Here is a 19,337-nt window from a genome sequence, read left to right as displayed (position 1 = left end):
AAAACACATTCGTTATGGAATTCTTGCAGCAACTGGGGTTACAACAAAAAAATCAAGGTGTTTCAACCGGCACCCAATGGTTATCGGCCAATGGAAATGCAATCAAATCTTTTTCTCCGGTAGACGGGCAAGAAATTGGGGAAGTAAAGAGTGGAGACCAGCAAAGCTATGAGCAGTTGGTACAAACCAGCCTGGCTGCTGCTAAAGAATGGAGGAACTGGCCTGCTCCTAAAAGAGGGGAAATCGTTCGCCAGATTGGAGAAGCATTAAGAGCAAAGAAAGAACCGTTGGGTAAACTGGTAAGCTATGAAATGGGTAAGAGTCTGCAGGAAGGATACGGTGAAGTTCAGGAGATGATTGATATATGTGATTTTGCAGTTGGCCTTTCCCGCCAATTATATGGATTAACCATGCACAGTGAAAGACCGCAGCACAGAATGTACGAGCAATGGCATCCGTTGGGTGTTGTTGCCATTATTTCTGCATTTAATTTCCCTGTTGCTGTATTCAGCTGGAATGCTGCACTAGCCTGGATTTGTGGTAATACTACCATCTGGAAACCAAGTGAAAAAACACCTTTGTGCGGAGTAGCTGTTCAAAATATCATTGCCGAAGTATTTGCAGCCAACAATGTACCGGAAGGAGTAAACTGCCTGATCCAGGGTGGACGTGAAGTGGGTGAATGGTTGAGTCACGATACAAGAATTCCACTGGTTTCAGCAACCGGATCTACCAGAATGGGTAAAGAATTAAGCAAGGCAGTTGCAGGAAGGTTAGGCAAGAGTATTCTGGAATTGGGTGGGAACAATGCTATTATCATTTCCAAAGACGCAGACCTCGACATGTCATTGATTGGTGCTGTATTTGGAGCAGTGGGAACCGCAGGTCAAAGATGTACTACAACCAGAAGATTGATTATTCACGAATCGGTATACGAGGCTTTCACACAAAAAATTGCCAAAGCCTATGCTCAATTAAAAATCGGAAATCCTCTTGATTCACAGAATCACGTAGGACCATTGATTGATAAAGATGCAGTTACTATGTACCTGAATTCCATTGAACAATGCAAGGCTCAGGGAGGTAAATTTATTGTGGAGGGTGGTGTTCTTTCGGGAGCCGGTTATGAAAGCGGCTGCTATGTAAAACCATGTATTGCCGAAGTTACCAATGAACTTGCTATTGTACAACACGAAACATTTGCCCCTATCTTATATGTTATGAAGTACAAGGATCTGAATGAAGCCATAGAAATGCAGAACAATGTTCCTCAGGGTCTTTCTTCAGCTATCATGACACTGAATTTAAGAGAGGCAGAACTATTCCTTTCTGCCAATGGAAGTGATTGTGGTATTGCTAACGTAAATATTGGTACCAGTGGTGCCGAAATTGGTGGCGCATTCGGAGGGGAAAAAGAAACCGGAGGAGGCAGAGAAAGTGGCAGTGATGCATGGAAAGCGTATATGCGCAGACAAACCAATACCATAAATTACGGAACCAATTTGCCATTGGCTCAGGGTATCAAATTTGATTTCTAAATAGCATAATTACAAATTCATCTCTGTTCTATTCGGGATGTAACTTGTGAATTATCTAATAAAAAAGTCTTTGTATTCAATACAGAGACTTTTTTTATAGGGCTTTGCCGGTGAGGGATAAATTTAATGTGAACTGATGAAAAACGCGCTGCTGGTAAAAGCCTGTTGCATACCGAACATGCAGCTTTTTATGAAGAAATCCTGCACCTGCAGTTAAGCCATTTAATCCACTCGCCGAATTAAATACATTCAAATCCTGCCTGCGAAGAAAATTATAACCAAGGGTTGCCTCAACTTTATCTCCAATATATATCTGAGCAGAGAGAATCAAATGCGCAAAGGTTTTTTGAAGAATTCCTGCTATCCTTAGATCACCTTCGGAACTATTGAAAGTCGTATCATTATATAATATTCTTAAGCGGTGTAAATTATGGGCAGTTAAAGAAAACTGAATCGGAGCATTCGCTAGTCGTTTACTGATTCCTGCCTGCACATCAAAAGGAAGTTCTTCTTTCATGCCCCCGCCGTAGGTACTTATCTGAGTACCCATATTCTTTACTTGGAAAGCTGCCTGCCACTGATTTGCAGTATCCTGATAGGTTAATCCAACGTCAACAGCAATACCTGAAGACTGGAAGGGGCCATAATTACTTTGTATAAATTTCAGCGTAGTACCGATATAAAATCGTTCACGGTACTGCTTACTTGCCATTAGATGTATGGCAAAATCACGGGGCCTGATGGAACCAAAAACAGTTCCTGAGGCGTCTGTTTGTGTGATGGAACCATAATCCAGAAACTGAACTCCTGCCCCCCAGTTTAAAGAAGACTGACTGAATGCTGTTACAGCTGAATAATTATTGATTCCTGCTAAAAAACCATTGAATGAAGTAGCCACCTGGTGGTGCATGGTGCTTCTAAGCAAAGCGGGGTTGCTTAATCCCAGAGAAACATCATTTGACTGATGACTGATATTGGTTCCACCCAATGCCGCAATTTGTGCACCTCCAGGCTGTGTAAGAAAATTATAAACAGCATTGCCACCAAGCGTTTGTGCTTTCAGCTCAGTGGCAATGAATATAAATAATAGTAGAATCTTTAAAAAATGCATGCTGCTATAAAAGTACAATTATAACAGAGCATAATCAATAACCTGTTGCATGGTTTTAACATAGTGAAAATGCAGGCCCTTTATAAAACTACTGTCAATTTCGTCCACGTCTTTTTGATTCAAATGACAAAGTACTATCTCCTTTAATCCGGCTCTTTTAGCAGCAAGCACTTTTTCTTTTATCCCCCCAACCGGCAATACCTGTCCTCTCAATGTAATTTCTCCGGTCATGGCAAGGAAGGGTTTTACTTTTCGTCCCGTAAAGGCAGATGTAATGGATGTTAGCATGGTTATGCCTGCACTAGGTCCATCCTTAGGTACCGCCCCTTCCGGAACATGAATATGTATATTCCTTGATTTGAATAATTCCGGATCTATACCGAGCTTTTTGAAATTTGCCTGAATGTAACTCAATGCTGTAGTTGCACTCTCTTTCATTACATTGCCTAAATTTCCCGTCAGCTTCAAATCTCCTTTACCCTCACTCAAAATGGTTTCAATAAACAAAATATCCCCGCCTACATAAGTCCAGGCCAATCCCACAACTACACCGGGCATATTGGCTGTTTTATAAATTTCATTACTATAGCGCTGCTGACCCAGAATTTTCTCAATATCTCCGGCACTTAAACTTATTTTTACCTTTCCCTTCAGCGCCATTTCTTTTGCCTGGTATCGCATGATGGAGGCAATCTGTCTATCGAGTTCACGAACTCCACTTTCACGAGTATATTGTTCAATAACTTTTTCCAGAACCTTATCAGCTATTTTAAAATTCACTTTCCCTAAACCGTGCGCCTCCTTTTGCTTTGGCACCAGATGGCGTTTGGCAATTTCCAGTTTCTCTTCTACTGCATATCCACTCAGATCAATGATTTCCAAACGGTCTCTCAGCGCGGGTTGAATGTTCTGCAAATTATTGGCAGTGGCAATAAACAATACCTTGCTTAGGTCGTATTCCAGTTCCAGATAATTATCATAAAAAGTATGATTCTGTTCAGGATCCAATACTTCCAGTAAGGCAGAGGAAGGATCTCCACGATGATCAGCTCCAATTTTATCTATTTCATCCAGGATCATCACAGGATTGGATGTCTTTACTTTTCGAATATTCTGCAAAATTCTTCCGGGCATAGCACCAATATAGGTTTTACGATGCCCCCTGATTTCGCTTTCATCGTGAAGACCACCTAAACTAAGTCGAACATATTTTCTTCCTATTGCATGTGCAATTGATTTACCCAAGGAGGTTTTTCCAATTCCGGGAGGTCCAAGGAAACAAAGAATTGGACTTTTCATGTCTCCCTTAAGTTTTAATACTGCAAGGTATTCAAGAATTCTGCTTTTGATTTTCGTCATGCCATAATGGTCAATATCCAGTACCTTCTGTGCATTTTTTAAATCATAATTATCGTTGGTGTATTCTTCCCAGGGAAGATCCAGCATTAAATCGAGGTGGTTATATACTACCGAGTAATCTGGTGTAGACGCATGCATTCTTTCCAGTTTCTGTATACCGGTATTAAATGCATTCTTTGCTGCTTCAGACCATTTTTTGGTCTCGGCCTTTTTCTTCATTTCTGCTATTTCCCGCTCATTGGTATCACCTCCTAATTCTTCCTTGATACTTTTGAGTTGCTGTTGTAGAAAATAGTCTCTCTGCTGCTTATCCAATTCAGTTCGGGTCTTATTGGTAACCTTGTCTTTCAATTCTGCAAACTGTAATTCCCTTTGCAGAATTTGCACGAGTTTCACAGCACGCTCTGTAATATCGTTGATTTCAAGTAAGGATTGCTTCTCTTGTAAATCGCTGTTCAAATTATTGCTAACGAAGTTAATCAGGAAAGCAGGGTTCTCAATATTTTTTAAGATAATAGAAGCTTCTGTAGGTAAATTCGGAGACAGCTGAATAATTTGTGCTGCCAGATCTTTTATAGTACTTACGTAGGCTTTAAAATCGTCTTTAGCTGGTGCTTCATTTTCATTAAATAGACGGATGCTTGCCTTAAAATAAGGATCGTCACTAATCATTTCCAGCCACTCAAATCTTTTCTTTCCCTGAATAATAATGGTAGTGCCACCATCAGGCATCTTTATTAGTTTTACAATTTTGGCAACCGTACCAATCTTGCATAGATCCTTGGGCTCAGGTTCTTCAATGTTTGCATCTGTTTGAGCAATTACCCCAATTAATTTGTCAGATTTATAAACATCGCTAACCGCCTTGATACTTTTGTCCCTACCTACCGTAATAGGCAACACAACTCCCGGAAACAAAACCGTATTTCTTAACGGCAGAATTGGCAACTCATTTGGTATTTCCAATTCATTATCCATATCTCCATCCTGCTCACCAATAGGGAGAATCGGCATAAAATCCGTTTCATCCTCTGCTTTAAATAATATTTTTCTCTTATCCATAATTTTCTTTAGTCAAAATGTCACAAAAATGATCTCACCACCCAATTTCTGGCCGGGCAGAATAAAGTACAATATTGATGCCATCTGCCAAAGAGGCCAGGAAAAAGTACAAACTGACACAAAAAAAATCCTCCCGATTTGTATCGGGAGGACCTTCTTGCAAGAAGTAATATTAGTAACGAGTACTTGTATTTACTATTTCTTGGTTGTGTCTACAGCAGCAGCAGTTGTATCAACAGTTGCAGCAGTTGTGTCTACAGTTGCAGCAGCAGTGTCTACAGTTGCAGCAGCAGTGTCAGCAGTTGCTTCAGTTGTTTCAGCGTTGTTACAAGCAGTCATTAAACCTGCTACAGCCAGAATTGCGAATACTTTTTTCATTGTACTTGTTTTTGGGTTTTTTATTTGGTCGCAAAAATAGGGTTTTAAGATGATTTTTGCCAAAATTTTCTTAAAATTTTTATTTTTTACGGAAGAATATGCGAATTGGGACCCCTTTGAAGTTAAAATTAGCCCTCAGTTGATTCTCCAGATAATTCTTATATGGCATTTTAATATCATCCGGGAAATTGGTAAAAAAGGCAAAAGAAGGAACCGGTGTTGGCAGTTGAGTAACAAACTTAATCTTTATTGAGTGCCCTCTAACTACAGGAGCATGGTAATTTTCTACCGCCTTTAACATCACTTCGTTCAATTCAGAAGTAGTTACTTTTCTCTTTCTGTTTTCAAAAACTTCAAGTCCCATTTCAATAGCTTTGAAAATTCTGGTTTTTTCCACTACTGAAATAAATAGAACCGGAACATCAGTAAAGGGTGCCATTTTTTGTTTCAATACTTTTTCATAATCACGGGCAGTATTGGTTTCTTTTTCAATCAGATCCCACTTATTTACCAGAACAACAATTCCTTTGCCCTTTCTGGCAGCTAAGCTAAAAATAGAAATATCCTGTGCAGTTATACCCTTATGAGCATCAATAACCAGCAAACATACATCTGCTTCATCCATAGCTTTAATAGCACGGATGATAGAATAGAATTCCAGGTCATCTTTCTCTTTGCTTTTTTTGCGGATACCAGCCGTATCAATCAGCATGAATTCTTTCTGAAATAATTTATAGTGTGTATGAATGGTATCCCTGGTGGTTCCAGCAATATCACTAACAATGGTTCTCTCCTCGCCAATCAAAGCGTTCAATAGAGAAGACTTCCCCACATTGGGCTGACCAATAATGGCAAACTTCGGCAGTGCATCATCAACTGATTTTTCTGCCCCTTCTTCTTCGGAAATATTCGCAACAACACCATCTAGTAAATCACCAGTACCACTTCCGGAAATACTGCTGATGAAAAAGGTATTTTCAAAACCTAAACTATAAAACTCAGCGGCTTCCAGTTCACGGGTACCATTGTCTACTTTATTAACCACTACAAAAACAGGCTTACTGGTTCTGCGCAACAAATCTGCCATTGCTTCATCAAGATCGGTAATACCCGTTGCAACGTCAACCATAAAAATGATTGCATTGGCTTCCTCAATGGCAATTTTTACCTGCTTTCTAATTTCTACTTCAAATATATCTTCACTTTGGGGAACAAAACCGCCGGTATCAATCAGGTTAAAAGTTTTTCCATTCCAGTCTGCCACACCGTACTGGCGATCTCTGGTAACCCCGCTTATGTCATCAACAATGGCTTTACGCTGTTCTAACAAGCGATTAAAAAAAGTACTTTTTCCTACATTGGGTCTGCCTACAATAGCAACAGTGTAACTCATTTTTATTTAATTCTGGTTGAGGCAATCAGTTACCATTACTGGTAACCATATTCTTTTAACTGAAGGTCGTTATCGCGCCACTTAGGTCTTACTTTAACGAACAACTCCAAAAATATTTTTTTCTGAACAAATGCTTCAATGTCTTTTCTGGCTTTAATTCCAATCTGTCTAATCATGATTCCCTTCTCACCCAGAATTATCGCTTTCTGGGTTTCCCTATGCACAATAATATCAGCCTGAATTTTTATAATGTTACCCTTATCCTTGTATTCGTTCACCATAACTGCTGTATGATAAGGTATCTCATCTGCAAACAACTCGTAAATTTTTTCACGAATCATCTCCGATACAAAGAAACGGGTTGGTAAATCACTAAGGTCATCTTCATCATAAAAGGGAAGACCCTCCGGCAGGTTTTCAACAATTACATTCAATAGTTTATTCAAATGCAATTTCTGTAATGCTCCAATTTTAATAAGTTGCTTACAATAGGGCTTATTGGCAAAAAAAGCTTCTGCTTCTGCAATTTTTCCATTGCCTGCAATATCAATTTTATTCAATAAAACCAATGCCGGAACTTTCAGCTTCAAAGCAGAGAAAATGGCATCGCAATCCTCTAAATTGTCATTGGCATCTACCATCAATAAAGCCAGATCTGCATCTTCCAGAGCTCCTTTTACAGAATCCATCATTTTCTGATGCAGCTTGTATTTAGGATCAATAATGCCCGGAGTGTCCGAAAAAATAATCTGGTACTCACCCGGTTTATTCAAAAAAGCCTTGATTCTATGACGAGTCGTCTGAACTTTTGGAGAAACAATAGCCATCTTCTCCCCAATTAATGCATTGAGGAGTGTGCTTTTACCCGCGTTCGGTTTTCCAAATATGTTTACAAATCCTGCTTTCACTTTTTGAATTTACTCATTATTCGGGCAAAATTTTGCCCGGCTCTGGGTAGTTAAACGAAAAAAGGCCCCAAAAGGGCCTTTGAGTTGTTGCGAGAGAAGGGATCGAACCTCCGACCTTCGGGTTATGAGCCCGACGAGCTACCGCTGCTCTATCTCGCGATGTATTGGATTGCAAAATTACGTCTTTGCAAGTCTTTTTCCAAATAATATTTAAAAATCAGTCATTCTTTCTTTTAACGGAAGATGCACCGCTGCTGTTAAAATCCTTGATGATGGCTTCGCCTTTGTATTGAATACTGCTGGCACCGCTGGCTTCCGCACTTATTTCCTTGGCTACATTTACACGAATGGAAGAAGCACCACTGGCATCAATCTTACAATAATTACTCACTAAATCAAATGACTTAATAGAACTGGCACCACTAGCAATCATTTGTGTTTTTTCTGCTTTCCCTTTCAGATTGGCCTGTGAAGCGCCGCTTAGATCTACCCTCAGGTTTCCTAATTCTATTTCACCAGTAAAATCTGAAGCCCCGGACAATTGTATTTTGAGATCATCCAATTTCATGGCACTGGCAGTTTTAATATTACAAGCACCTGAAGCCTCTAACTTGGTAAGCTCATCAAATGTTACATAAGCCTTGATTCCGGTGTTTCCCCACTTCTTCCAGTTTATTCCCTTGGTATCCAAAGAAATATACAAAACATTGTTCCGAACAACTGTTCTGATCTTTTCCAATAACTCCGCATCGCTGGCACTTACCGCTACTGCAGATTCTTTACCCTGAGATAAATACAAACTAATTGCCCCTGATATTTCAATACCGGAAAAAGACCCAACCGACCTGGGTTGAGCATTTGCATCGAATACCAGCTTTTTTTCTTCCTGTGAAAAGGCCAGAAAAGCCCAACAAAGGCCTATAAGGAATAAAACATGTTTTTTCATTACTGCAATTTTGAATAAAACGGTTCAACAAGGTAAAAGTTACAAACCATTTAAAAAAGATTGATTTACTTTTGTGTAGTCCTCGGGGTGCTCAAGCGTATGCTTTGGCTGAGAAATACCCGTTGAACCTGAACAGGGTAATTCCTGCGAAGGGAAGGTGAAATTTACTGTACTACCTCTCCTATTGCATTTCCCTGTTCCCATTTTTTTAACTCAAAATCATTGATGAAATGAAGAAAAAAATCATGGGAACAACCGCGCTGGTGTTAATTAGCCTACTGGCATTTGCACAGCAAAGTCCCCAAACCGAAAATCAAACGGGCCAAGTTGTTGAAAAAGGAAGTCTACTGCCCATTCCAGGAGCCATTATCAGTTGGGGAAACCAACAAACTCTATCCAACGAACAAGGTGTCTTTAGTATTCCAACCAATGCAAAACAGGGATTTAACATTAATAGTCTGGGCTATGAAACCCTTAGGGTGGGACCAATGGATAGAAATAAGTTGATTGGAGGGATAGGTAATAAAAATAATATTCAATTTGAATTGACCCCCATCCCGCTTTTCCTGCAACCCCTGGAAGTAAAAGCAATCAGGGCAGCAGATCGGGCACCATTTACCAAAACCAACCTGAATAAATCGGCCATTGAAAAAACTAATCTGGGAACAGATATCCCATTTCTGTTAAATCAAACCCCATCCGTAGTTATCAATGCCGATGCAGGAAATGGAGTGGGATATACAGGTATTAGAATCAGAGGAACCGATGCCACCCGCATTAATGTTACACTAAATGGCATACCTTATAATGATGCGGAAAGCATGGGAACATTTTTTGTAAACCTACCAGACTTTTCCTCTTCTGTTAACAGTATTCAAATACAAAGAGGAGCAGGTACTTCTTCGAATGGTGCCAGTTCTTTTGGTGCCACGTTGAATATGTCAACAAACGAATTCAATAGTAAAGCCTACACAGAAATCAACAATAGTGTTGGATCATTCAACACAATAAAAAATACGCTGAAATTTGGTAGCGGTTTAATTGGCAATCATTTTACCCTGGATGCCAGACTTAGCAGAATTACCAGTGACGGTTTTATAGACCGGGCCAGCAGTAACCTAAAGTCTTATTATGTAAGCGCCGCTTATTTAAACAAAAAATCATCAATCAGACTCAATGTTTTTTCCGGCAACGAAAAAACTTACCAGGCCTGGTACGGTGTAGCAGAAAATTTATTAAAAACAGACAGAACCAATAATCCTGCCGGAACAGAGAAAGCCGGAACTCCTTACGAAAACCAAACGGACAATTACACACAAACACATTATCAACTTTTTTACAATACAGCATTGAATAACAATTGGTCATTCAACACTGCATTGTTTTATACCAGAGGAAAAGGATACTACGAAGAATACAAGGCCGATCAGCGATTTTCCCGTTATGGATTACCCAATGTAGTAATTGGAGGCAATACACTTACGAGAACAGATCTGGTAAGGCAACGATGGCTGGATAATCATTTCTACGGTCAGATTTTTTCACTACAGTACAAAAAAGAAAAGCAGGAATTTACCCTGGGTGGTGGTTGGTCTACCTATGACGGTGTGCACTTTGGCACAATCCCATTTGTGGCAATCGGCACAGTTCCTGCTAATTATCGTTATTATAATTTGCCTGCACTTAAAAAAGATGCGAATATTTATGCCAAGTGGCAAACCAATATAACCAATCAACTCTCTGTATTTACCGATTTACAATACAGATGGGTAAGACACCGCATGAATGGATTCAGCGATAATCCAACATTAAACGTAAACAGAAGTTTTGGCTTTTTTAATCCCAAAGCAGGCATTGTGTATAATGCAATGGGATGGCAATCCTATTTAAGTTATGCTGTTGCCAGGAAGGAGCCTAACAGAGACGATTTTCAGGCGGGTGTTAACCGTCAGCCAACTTATGAAACCCTGCACGATTGGGAGCTCGGAATTGAAAAAAAGACTTCAAAATATTCTTTTGGTATTACGGGCTACTATATGAAATACAATAACCAATTGGTACTAACGGGTGAAATCAACGATGTGGGTGCCTATACCAGAACCAATATCCCCAATAGCTACAGAGCGGGCATTGAAATTCAGGCAGGTGCTAAAATCAATCAATGGCTGAACTTCTCAGGAAACACCAGCATTAGCAGAAATAAAATCAGCACATTTACAGAATATATAGATGATTACGACAATGGGGGGCAAATAGCCATTAATCATAACAATACCGACATATCCTTTTCCCCTTCCTTGGTGTCAGCACTTACAATCAACATTAATCCTTTGAATAATTGGGAAATCAGTTTGCTGAATAAGTGGGTAAGCAAGCAATACCTGGATAATACCCAAAATGAAAATCGAAAACTCAATGGTTTTTATACACAGGATTTCAGAACCATCTACACCATTAAACACAAGTGGATTAAAGAAGCTCAGCTGATCTTTCAGTTGAATAATTTATTTGATAAAAAATATGAACCCAATGGATATACATTCAGCTATGTAGCCGGAGGATCTGTAACTACAGAGAATTTCTACTACCCCATGGCAGGCAGAAACTTCATGCTAGCACTTAATATCAAATTGTAGTTGAACCCATATTTTATTGGCACCATCTGTTAACTATTTATAATTCGGAATCGCAAATTAAAAAGGGTAAGCCTGCTGGCTTACCCTTTTGTTTAATTGTAATTATAACAATCATAACTATATTCCTTTACGGAAAACTTTCGAAAGAATTTTAATACTATTTCCCAGCCAGAAATACTGCATTTGCAATTAACAAATAACCATTCTCCCAGAAGTTTCTGAACAAAGGATCTTCAGCAATATATACTACCGTACCTGCACCCATATCCTGAACTCCGAAAAGCATACCATCTTTAATACCTGGCTTCAGTTTTGCTCCAACAAAACCGGTAACATATGCATCCTTCTTTATTGTACCTACATTCCAGCCATCCTTCATGAACTCATATACATTTCCATCCTGCTTTAGTGTGTAATAAAAATCAGGATATCCAAATCCGAGAGGATGTGTATTATCTAAATCCATTTTATAAATAGCCCCCGGAATGGAATTGGTTAAATAATCCTTTTCACGGTCCGCATATTTCTTAACTGAGTCTGCTTTTTCATCTCCTTTTCCTTCTTTCAATTTAATTCCCCAGTCTCCTCTGCTCATGGTAGCCATTGCATTTTCCAAAGCCACAATTTTTCCGCCACCACGAACATAATCCTTCATTTTATCTGATACCGATTTTTCATTTAGCACCCTGTAATTACCATCAGGAATAATTAATACATCGTAGTTTTTCAAATTGTATCTGGCTATATCGGCTGCATTTAAAAGAGTGATAGGATAATCAAGTATCTTATCAAAATAATGCCATACTTCACCGGCTGCCAAAGAGGAAGTTTGATCCCCGGTTAACATAGCTACTTTTGGCGTGGCTGCAATATTTTTTATATCAGGAGAACCAAAGTCTGAACCCTTATCCATATAACCCGTTTCTACTGCCTCTGCCTGAACATTGTATTTTGAACAAGCTGCATTCAATACAGATTGCCAATCGGCAGTATTGCTGGTTTTTAATACCACCAATGTTCCGCGATCATAACTTTTGTTTTTATAGGTAAATGGTTTTTCAACAAAGCGAACTTTAACGCCATGTTTCAGTAAATAGGCAAGAACCTTCGCACTGTTAAATGAAGTATAAGGTATCAACGCACCGTAATTGCTGTTAACCGGTGCAATTGCAGCAGCAGCTGCACTTTCTGAATTTACTGCTAATTTTTCTTTTACTGCATACCCCTTAATGCCGTATGCATACGCAGCTGCCCAAGCGGTAATATCGTAGGTATTGGAATCCGTAACTACGGTTCTTGGCTCCAGCAAAACCTTTGCCATTACCGATCTGGGTTGAAATGCGCTTACTGCAATATGATTTCCTTCATCTGCAAACACATCATCTTTTCCGGTAAAATAATTGAAGCCACGGAAATTCTTATTATTCAGTACCCCATATTCAATACCATTCTGGCTCAATAATTTTTTGAGAGCAGCCATTTTGTTTTCATCCTTTGCTGTGAATACATAAGTTTTATACTCCCCAATTTTACCAGCCCTGCTATCATCAAAAAACTGCTTAAATTCAGATAGCAGTCTGCTTTTGTTTTTAGAAGCTATTTCAATAGTAGATAATCCTGTGGTAAAATGATGAGCCGCACGATCTACTAAAGTAAGCGTATCATTGTCCTCATTCAATATTCCCAATCCGGCACGTATACCTCCCTGCTCATAGGTCATGCCAATAGCACCATTGTATACCGGATAGGTATCACCATAACTGGGATACAACAAGTCAAATCTTTCTTTGGTAAAAAACAACCAATTATTCTGATCAAAATATTTTGCATGATTTCTTCCAATCATAACCTGAAAGTCCCGCTGCCAGGGAGTAATTACTTCGTGTAATGGTTCTGCAGCCGGAGCAAAATAATAGGGTTCATTGAATCCCTGTTCGTGATAATCCACATGTACCTGCGGCATCCACTCATGGTATTTTTTTATCCTTTGCTGGGTTTCTAACTGTGTTTGCCAGGCCCAGTCTCTGTTCAGGTCAAAATTATAGTGGTTACTTCTTCCTCCGGGCCAGGGTTCTGCATGCTCTCTTGACGCCGGATCCGCATTGTAATGCTTTCCAACTACAGAATTATACCAATTAATGTAACGGTCTCTACCGTCAGGATTAATACAAGGATCAAGAACTACAATGGTATTTTTCAGCCATTCTTTGGTTGCTTTATTATTGGGGTCCGTTAATGCATGAATCGTTAAAAGAAACGCTTCAGATGAAGATGCTTCATTACCATGCACATTATAACTTAACCATACAATGGCCGGGGCATTTTCCAAAGCAGGTGCGGCTTTATCTTTCGCCAGGCCTGCCATCCTTAAATTATTAACTCTGATTTGATCCAGTTGTTGCATATTTTCCGGAGTACTCACAAAGGCCAGCATTAATTCCCTGCCTTCGTTGGTTTCACCATATTTCTCCAGTTTAACCATATCGGGTCTTGCAGCAGCAACAGACTTTGTGTATTCCACAATCCGGTGGTGACGGGTAAAACGGGTACCCACTTTGTACCCCAAAAATTGTTCAGGACTGGGTACTGACTGTGCTAATGATAACACAGAAATGCCCAAACAAAATAGTCCAAATAATAATTTCTTCATAAGTTTAATAATGAAGCATGAAAGTAGGAATATTGGGAAATAAAACCCTATAAAATTGTAAATTGTAATATGAGAAAGATATTATCAGGATTTCTGTTCCTGGGATTAATACCGGTTGCCAATGCACAGCATGTAACATCTATTGTAGGGCCCAACAAGGAAGTAGACCCATTCCATTATTCTGTAGTTAAGCGCGGAAACTTTAAACAGGCTTCTGTGAGCAGTGCACACCCGTTGGCCAGCATGGTAGGTGCGGCCATCATGAAAAAGGGAGGAAATGCTTTTGATGCAGCCATCGCAACACAATTGGTGCTGGCAGTAGTTTTCCCGAATGCAGGAAACTTAGGTGGGGGTGGATTTTTACTGGCGCGCAAAACCAACGGTGAACTAATAGGTATAGACTACAGAGAAGCAGCACCTGAAAAAGCATCGCGGGATATGTACCTGGACAAAAACGGGAATGCCCAGTTGAACTTATCACAGAATGGACATCTTGCTTCGGGCATACCTGGCACTGTGGCAGGTTTATTTGCTACTCATGCATATGCAAAACTTCCGTTTGCTGAGTTGATTCAGCCCGCTATTGACATAGCTGCCAAGGGATTTGTATTAACAGAAAAAGAGGCTGCCAGTATCAGCAGCGTAAAAGATGGTATTGCTCGTTTCAGCACACAACCAACCGCTTTTTATAAACCAACCCGCTGGAAAGTAGGTGACACACTTATTCAAAAAGAGCTTGCGCATACTCTGGAAAGGATACAACAGGAAGGCGCAATGGGCTTTTACGGCGGGAAAACAGCAGACCTGATTGTAGCTGAGATGGAACGTGGAAGAGGCGTTATCTCACACGCTGATTTAAAAAATTACACTGCTAAATTAAGAGAGCCGATTGTATTCAACTATAGAAGTCACGAAATCATCAGTTTTTCTCCCCCCAGCAGTGGCGGAATCTTACTGGCTCAAATGATGAAAATGGTTGAAAAATATCCCATGAGTAAAATGGGATTTCAAACCCCTGAATCTGTTCAGTTAATGATTGAAGCCGAACGCAGGGCTTTTGCGGATCGTGCAGAACATATGGGTGATCCGGATTTCTGGAAAGTGCCTGTGAAAACACTTATCAGCGATTCATATTTACAACAGCGTATGAACGATTATTCACCCGGCAAAGCAGGCAACAGTAAGGAAGTGAATGCAGGTGTTATAAATGAAAGTGAGGAAACTACCCATTTGAGTGTGGTTGATGCTGCAGGTAATATGGTGGCAGTTACAACAACATTAAATGGAAGCTATGGATCAAAAGTAGTGGTAGGCGGTGCAGGATTTTTATTGAACAATGAAATGGATGATTTTAGTGTAAAACCAGGAGTCCCCAATATGTTTGGGGCTGTAGGGGGAGAAGCCAACGCTATTGTTCCCGGTAAAAGAATGCTGAGTTCAATGACCCCCACCCTTGTATTAAAAAATAAAAAACCTTATATCGTTATTGGTACTCCGGGCGGCACTACCATACCCACTTCGGTTTATCAGGCGCTGATTAATGTGATAGACTTTAATAAAACCCTGGGGGATGCGATTGACGCGCCAAAATTCCATCACCAGTGGTTACCCGATGAAGTGATGATAGAGAATGGCTTTGATAGCAAAACCCGGGAAACACTCCAGAAAATGGGCTATCTGCTTAAAGACCGTTCAAGCATAGGCAGAACCGATGGCATTCGGATATTACCCAATAAAATCAGAGAAACAGCAGCAGATAAAAGAGGAGACGATTCTGTTGCAGGTTACTAGTAAGGCAATGTTAAAAATAGAAAGAAGTTATATATCCCTTTAATTTTATATAAGTTTTATGCTATTTTTGATTTCTAATGCATTATTTACTGAAACAATTCATACCACCCATTTTCAGGACGCTTTATTGGTACAGTTTTAAATATGGCTGGAAAGGTGATTACGAAAGTTTTGAGGCTGCCAACAAAATAGCCAGCGGATACGACGAGCAGAGCATACTTGAAAAAATCAAGGAAACTACCCGCAAGGTTGTTAATGGAGAAGTAACTTACGAAAGAGATGGGATTGTTTACGATAAGCCGAAAATGAATTTCAGCATGTTGGCTACGCTGCTTACTGTTGCAGCTGAGAATAATTGCAACCTGACTGTATTGGATTTTGGTGGTTCTTTGGGCACAACCTATAATCACAAAAAAAACTACCTCCAATCTGTTCATAATTTAAATTGGTGTATAGTTGAACAACCCAACTATGTGGACGCAGGCAGAAAAGAGTTTGAACACGAACGGCTGCACTTCTATTATTCCCTGGAAGAATGCCTTCAGCATCATAAACCAGATATCATTATTTTCTCTGGTGTAATACAGTATATAGAAAAAACCTATGAACTCCTGGACCAGATTGTATTAAGCGGCGTGAAATATTTATACATCGATTATATAGCATTCAACGACGAAGACCGTGACCGAATTGCTATTCAACATGTTCCACCGGTTTATTATGGTTCCCCGGCTTCCTACACTTGCTGGTTTTACAGTAAGCCCAAATTTTATAAATACATGCAGAATCGTTTCGATTTAGTGTACGATTTTATTGTAGATCATGACAAATATTATATCCAGTTAAAGCCCTTCTTTTACGAAGGTCAATTATGGAAGTTAAAACAAGCCAGATAATTCTAATAACAGAGAACACTAGCCTGTTATAATTTACCTTCCTTAAATTGTCTTGCGGCGTATTCAGCTGCCCTGGCTGTTATTGCCATATAAGTCAATGAAGGATTTTGATTTCCTGTTGATGTCATGCAGGCACCATCTGTAACAAATACATTTTTACAATGATGCATCTGATTGTATTCATTTAAGAGAGAAGTATGTTCGTCTCTACCCATTCTAACACCTCCCATTTCATGAATATCCAGGCCAGGAGGTTGCTTACTGTCCCAGGTATTGATATTGGTACAACCTGCTTTTTCAAGCATTGCCTTACCTTCCTTAAAAAAGTCCTGCAAAAGCTTCTCATCATTCTCATCATAGTCCACATTCACAACCAGCTGAGGTATGCCCCAATCATCTCTTTCATAGTCGCTTAAATACACTTGATTGGTTACTTTGGGTATGGTTTCTCCCTGCATCATCATATATATATGCCAGGCTCCGGGTTCTGAAATTGCGTTTTTAAAATCAATACCAACCCCGTCTACCTTAGGACGGCCCCTCGAAGCACTAAAATGTACCATGTACCCTCTTAAAAAATCAGTATTCTGCTTGTAGACATTTCTAAAACTTGGCATCATCAGCTGAGTAGGCCTGCGGCCATAATAATACTGGTCTAGTGGGCCCTCAAACGCTGCTGTAATATTGCCTCGGTAATTATGAAAAGCAATATACTTTCCCAGAAGTCCATTTTTATTTCCTAATCCATCGGGGAAATAATTACTTCGTGAATTCAGCAGGATCAAATTAGAGTTTAAACAGGAAGCATTTACAAAAATAATTCTTGCAGTATATATTTTCACTTCATGTGTCAGCGCATCTACCACTTTTACTCCAGTTGCTTTACCTAGCTTTTCATCATATATAATTGAATCAACAACTGCATGCGTTTGAATTTTCAGATTACCTGTTTTTTCTGCAGCGGGCAAGGTTGAACTATTCGAGCTGAAATAAGCACCAAAAGGGCAACCTCTTGCACATAAGTTTCTTGCCATACACTGCCCCCGTCCCTGCAACAAATGTTCAACACCGGGTTGTGTTAAATGCGCGCATCTACCCTGCACAACATGTCTATCAGGAAACGCTTCCATAATTTTTTGCTGAATAATTTTCTCTGCACAATTCATTTCCCAGGCAGGCAGAAATTCTCCGTCAGGCAAAGTATCCAGGCCATCTTTATTACCGCTTATTCCTACAAATTTCTCAACATAACTATACCATCCAGACAAATCATTATAACGAATTGGCCAGTCAACTGCAAAACCATCACGCTTCGGAGCTTCAAAATCAAATGGACTCCAGCGTTGGGTCTGCCTTGCCCACAAAAGTGATTTACCACCAACCTGATAACCCCTTATCCAGCTGAATGGTTTTTCCTGTACATATGGATGTTCATTGTCCTTTACAAAAAAATGCTTTGTATCCTCTTTATAAGCATAACAGTTGCTTACAATAGGATCCTTATCCATTTCAGGAGGTGGAATATTACCTCTATGCGGCATATCCCAGGGATGGTAATTGGCTGTAGGATAATCTTTTTTATGCTCTACCATCCTGCCCCTCTCTAATACAAGCGTTTTCAGCCCTTTTTCACAGAGTTCTTTGGCGGCCCATCCCCCACTGATACCAGAGCCTATTACTATTGCATCAAAATTGGTATTCTGTTCAGGCATAATTGCTAATCATTAAACCATTCCGAAAATTTTTTCAGATCTACATTTCCTCCGGTTAAAATAATTCCTATTCTTTTCCCGCTAAACTGTTCCTTGTTTTTAAGCATTGCGGCAAGCGGTACAACACAACTGGGTTCTACTACTATTTTCATTCGCTCATAAACCAATCTTAATGATTCCTTTATTTCTTCTTCCGTCACAAGAAATATATCAGTCACATGCTTGCGAATGATTGTTAAGGTTCTTTCGCTTAGTGTAGTTAATAACCCATCTGCAATTGTATTAACATAAGGAGCTTTTTCAACTTTGCCTGATTGAAAGCTCAGTATAGCGTCTGCAGCTCCGGCTGGTTCTCCTGCATATACCTTAGCAGCTGAATGAAAATAATGCGAGCCCAATGCTGTTCCAGATAACAAGCCACCACCACCAACAGGAGTAAAAATTACTTCAAGGCCAGGTACTGTAGCAATTAATTCCTTAACACAGGTTGCCTGACCGGTTATCACCCTATCATCGTCGTAAGGGTGTATAAATTCTGCTCCTGTTTCATCCACTACTTTTTGCAAAGCAGTTTCTCTAGCTGCCTGATTGGGTTCACAAAAAATAACTTCAGCACCATACCCTTTCACGGCATTTACTTTTACAGAAGGAGAATTACTAGGCATAACAATATATGCCTTGGTACCTAGCGTCTTTGCAGCAAAAGCAATCGCCTGCGCATGATTTCCGGAAGAATGCGTAGCCAAGCCTTTGGCCAGTTGTTCTGGAGTTAAACTTAAGGAAGCATTCATTCCTCCCCTGATTTTGAAAGCGCCAATTTTCTGGAAATTCTCACATTTAAAAAATAATTCTGCACCTGCCATTTCATTGATACTGCTATTAGTTAAAACAGGGGTATGATGAATAAATGGTTTAATTTTCCCGTGTGCCTTTTCTATCTCTTCTTTCGTTATCATG

13 protein-coding genes, 1 tRNA gene and 1 riboswitch are annotated in these 19,337 nt (G+C 39.7%); of the genes, 4 read left to right on the top strand and 10 right to left on the bottom strand.

What is annotated here, in order from left to right; all coding sequences use genetic code 11:
* Positions 1-14 precede the first annotated feature (14 nt).
* Positions 15-1,538: an L-piperidine-6-carboxylate dehydrogenase gene (locus F777_RS0107335; protein ID WP_026751473.1), complete on the top strand. Its 1,524-nt coding sequence runs from the start codon at positions 15-17 to the stop codon at positions 1,536-1,538.
* A gap of 94 nt (positions 1,539-1,632) precedes the next feature.
* Here the strand turns inward: F777_RS0107335 and porQ are convergent, their stop codons facing one another.
* From porQ to F777_RS17235, 7 genes are all read right to left on the bottom strand, one after another.
* Entirely contained in the window at positions 1,633-2,649 is a 1,017-nt protein-coding gene (gene porQ / locus F777_RS0107330) for a type IX secretion system protein PorQ (protein ID WP_026751472.1), read from the bottom strand.
* Between the two features lie 18 nt (positions 2,650-2,667).
* On the bottom strand, positions 2,668-5,070 hold the full coding sequence (gene lon / locus F777_RS0107325; RefSeq protein ID WP_026751471.1) for an endopeptidase La: 2,403 nt from the start codon (positions 5,068-5,070) through the stop codon (positions 2,668-2,670).
* Positions 5,071-5,265: 195 nt separating this feature from the next.
* Positions 5,266-5,448, bottom strand: a complete 183-nt coding sequence (locus tag F777_RS17595) for a hypothetical protein (protein WP_071790313.1) — start codon at positions 5,446-5,448, stop codon at positions 5,266-5,268.
* A gap of 79 nt (positions 5,449-5,527) precedes the next feature.
* Positions 5,528-6,841: a ribosome biogenesis GTPase Der gene (der, locus tag F777_RS0107315; protein WP_026751469.1), complete on the bottom strand. Its 1,314-nt coding sequence runs from the start codon at positions 6,839-6,841 to the stop codon at positions 5,528-5,530.
* A 35-nt stretch (positions 6,842-6,876) separates the two neighbouring features.
* A complete protein-coding gene (gene era, locus F777_RS0107310) occupies positions 6,877-7,749 on the bottom strand; it encodes a GTPase Era (protein ID WP_026751468.1) in 873 nt (290 codons plus the stop codon).
* 87 nt (positions 7,750-7,836) lie between these two features.
* A tRNA-Met gene (locus F777_RS0107305) sits at positions 7,837-7,908 on the bottom strand.
* Between the two features lie 58 nt (positions 7,909-7,966).
* On the bottom strand, positions 7,967-8,695 hold the full coding sequence (locus tag F777_RS17235) for a head GIN domain-containing protein (protein WP_051408494.1): 729 nt from the start codon (positions 8,693-8,695) through the stop codon (positions 7,967-7,969).
* 73 nt (positions 8,696-8,768) lie between these two features.
* Positions 8,769-8,867: riboswitch (TPP riboswitch) on the top strand.
* A 58-nt stretch (positions 8,868-8,925) separates the two neighbouring features.
* Between F777_RS17235 and F777_RS0107295 the strand changes: the two genes are divergently transcribed.
* The gene (locus tag F777_RS0107295; protein WP_026751467.1) at positions 8,926-11,331 is read left to right on the top strand and encodes a TonB-dependent receptor; all 2,406 of its coding nucleotides are present in this window, start codon (positions 8,926-8,928) and stop codon (positions 11,329-11,331) included.
* A 157-nt stretch (positions 11,332-11,488) separates the two neighbouring features.
* On the opposite strand, the gene F777_RS0107290 is transcribed toward F777_RS0107295, so the two are convergent.
* Positions 11,489-13,981 carry a M14 family metallopeptidase gene (locus F777_RS0107290; protein ID WP_026751466.1) on the bottom strand — a complete coding sequence of 831 codons (2,493 nt, stop codon included), beginning with the start codon at positions 13,979-13,981 and terminating at the stop codon, positions 11,489-11,491.
* Between the two features lie 69 nt (positions 13,982-14,050).
* Here F777_RS0107290 and ggt point away from each other — a divergent pair, with 69 nt between their 5' ends.
* Both ggt and F777_RS16050 read left to right on the top strand, forming a co-directional pair.
* Positions 14,051-15,772 (top strand): gamma-glutamyltransferase, encoded by a 1,722-nt coding sequence (ggt, locus tag F777_RS0107285; RefSeq protein ID WP_026751465.1) that lies wholly within the window; start codon positions 14,051-14,053, stop codon positions 15,770-15,772.
* 77 nt (positions 15,773-15,849) lie between these two features.
* Positions 15,850-16,668 carry a methyltransferase, TIGR04325 family gene (locus tag F777_RS16050; RefSeq protein ID WP_051408493.1) on the top strand — a complete coding sequence of 273 codons (819 nt, stop codon included), beginning with the start codon at positions 15,850-15,852 and terminating at the stop codon, positions 16,666-16,668.
* A 26-nt stretch (positions 16,669-16,694) separates the two neighbouring features.
* Here the strand turns inward: F777_RS16050 and F777_RS0107275 are convergent, their stop codons facing one another.
* A complete protein-coding gene (locus F777_RS0107275; RefSeq protein ID WP_026751464.1) occupies positions 16,695-18,380 on the bottom strand; it encodes a GMC oxidoreductase in 1,686 nt (561 codons plus the stop codon).
* Between the two features lie 5 nt (positions 18,381-18,385).
* Entirely contained in the window at positions 18,386-19,336 is a 951-nt protein-coding gene (locus F777_RS0107270) for a threonine ammonia-lyase (RefSeq protein ID WP_026751463.1), read from the bottom strand.
* Position 19,337 lies beyond the last annotated feature (1 nt).

The organism is Sediminibacterium sp. C3 (assembly GCF_000508085.1).
GTDB lineage: Bacteria > Bacteroidota > Bacteroidia > Chitinophagales > Chitinophagaceae > Sediminibacterium.
Note: the sequence above shows the minus strand (reverse complement) of the source record. Positions and strands in the feature narration are given on the sequence as shown.

What these genes read in the sequence shown, in the direction of transcription:
- F777_RS0107335 (WP_026751473.1), top strand. Translation starts at nt 15, where the DNA reads ATGGAATTCTTGCAGCAACTGGGGTTACAACAAAAAAATCAAGGTGTT.
- porQ (WP_026751472.1), bottom strand. Translation starts at nt 2,649, where the DNA reads ATGCATTTTTTAAAGATTCTACTATTATTTATATTCATTGCCACTGAG.
- lon (WP_026751471.1), bottom strand. Translation starts at nt 5,070, where the DNA reads ATGGATAAGAGAAAAATATTATTTAAAGCAGAGGATGAAACGGATTTT.
- F777_RS17595 (WP_071790313.1), bottom strand. Translation starts at nt 5,448, where the DNA reads ATGAAAAAAGTATTCGCAATTCTGGCTGTAGCAGGTTTAATGACTGCT.
- der (WP_026751469.1), bottom strand. Translation starts at nt 6,841, where the DNA reads ATGAGTTACACTGTTGCTATTGTAGGCAGACCCAATGTAGGAAAAAGT.
- F777_RS17235 (WP_051408494.1), bottom strand. Translation starts at nt 8,695, where the DNA reads ATGAAAAAACATGTTTTATTCCTTATAGGCCTTTGTTGGGCTTTTCTG.
- F777_RS0107295 (WP_026751467.1), top strand. Translation starts at nt 8,926, where the DNA reads ATGAAGAAAAAAATCATGGGAACAACCGCGCTGGTGTTAATTAGCCTA.
- F777_RS0107290 (WP_026751466.1), bottom strand. Translation starts at nt 13,981, where the DNA reads ATGAAGAAATTATTATTTGGACTATTTTGTTTGGGCATTTCTGTGTTA.
- ggt (WP_026751465.1), top strand. Translation starts at nt 14,051, where the DNA reads ATGAGAAAGATATTATCAGGATTTCTGTTCCTGGGATTAATACCGGTT.
- F777_RS16050 (WP_051408493.1), top strand. Translation starts at nt 15,850, where the DNA reads ATGCATTATTTACTGAAACAATTCATACCACCCATTTTCAGGACGCTT.
- F777_RS0107275 (WP_026751464.1), bottom strand. Translation starts at nt 18,380, where the DNA reads ATGCCTGAACAGAATACCAATTTTGATGCAATAGTAATAGGCTCTGGT.
- F777_RS0107270 (WP_026751463.1), bottom strand. Translation starts at nt 19,336, where the DNA reads ATGATAACGAAAGAAGAGATAGAAAAGGCACACGGGAAAATTAAACCA.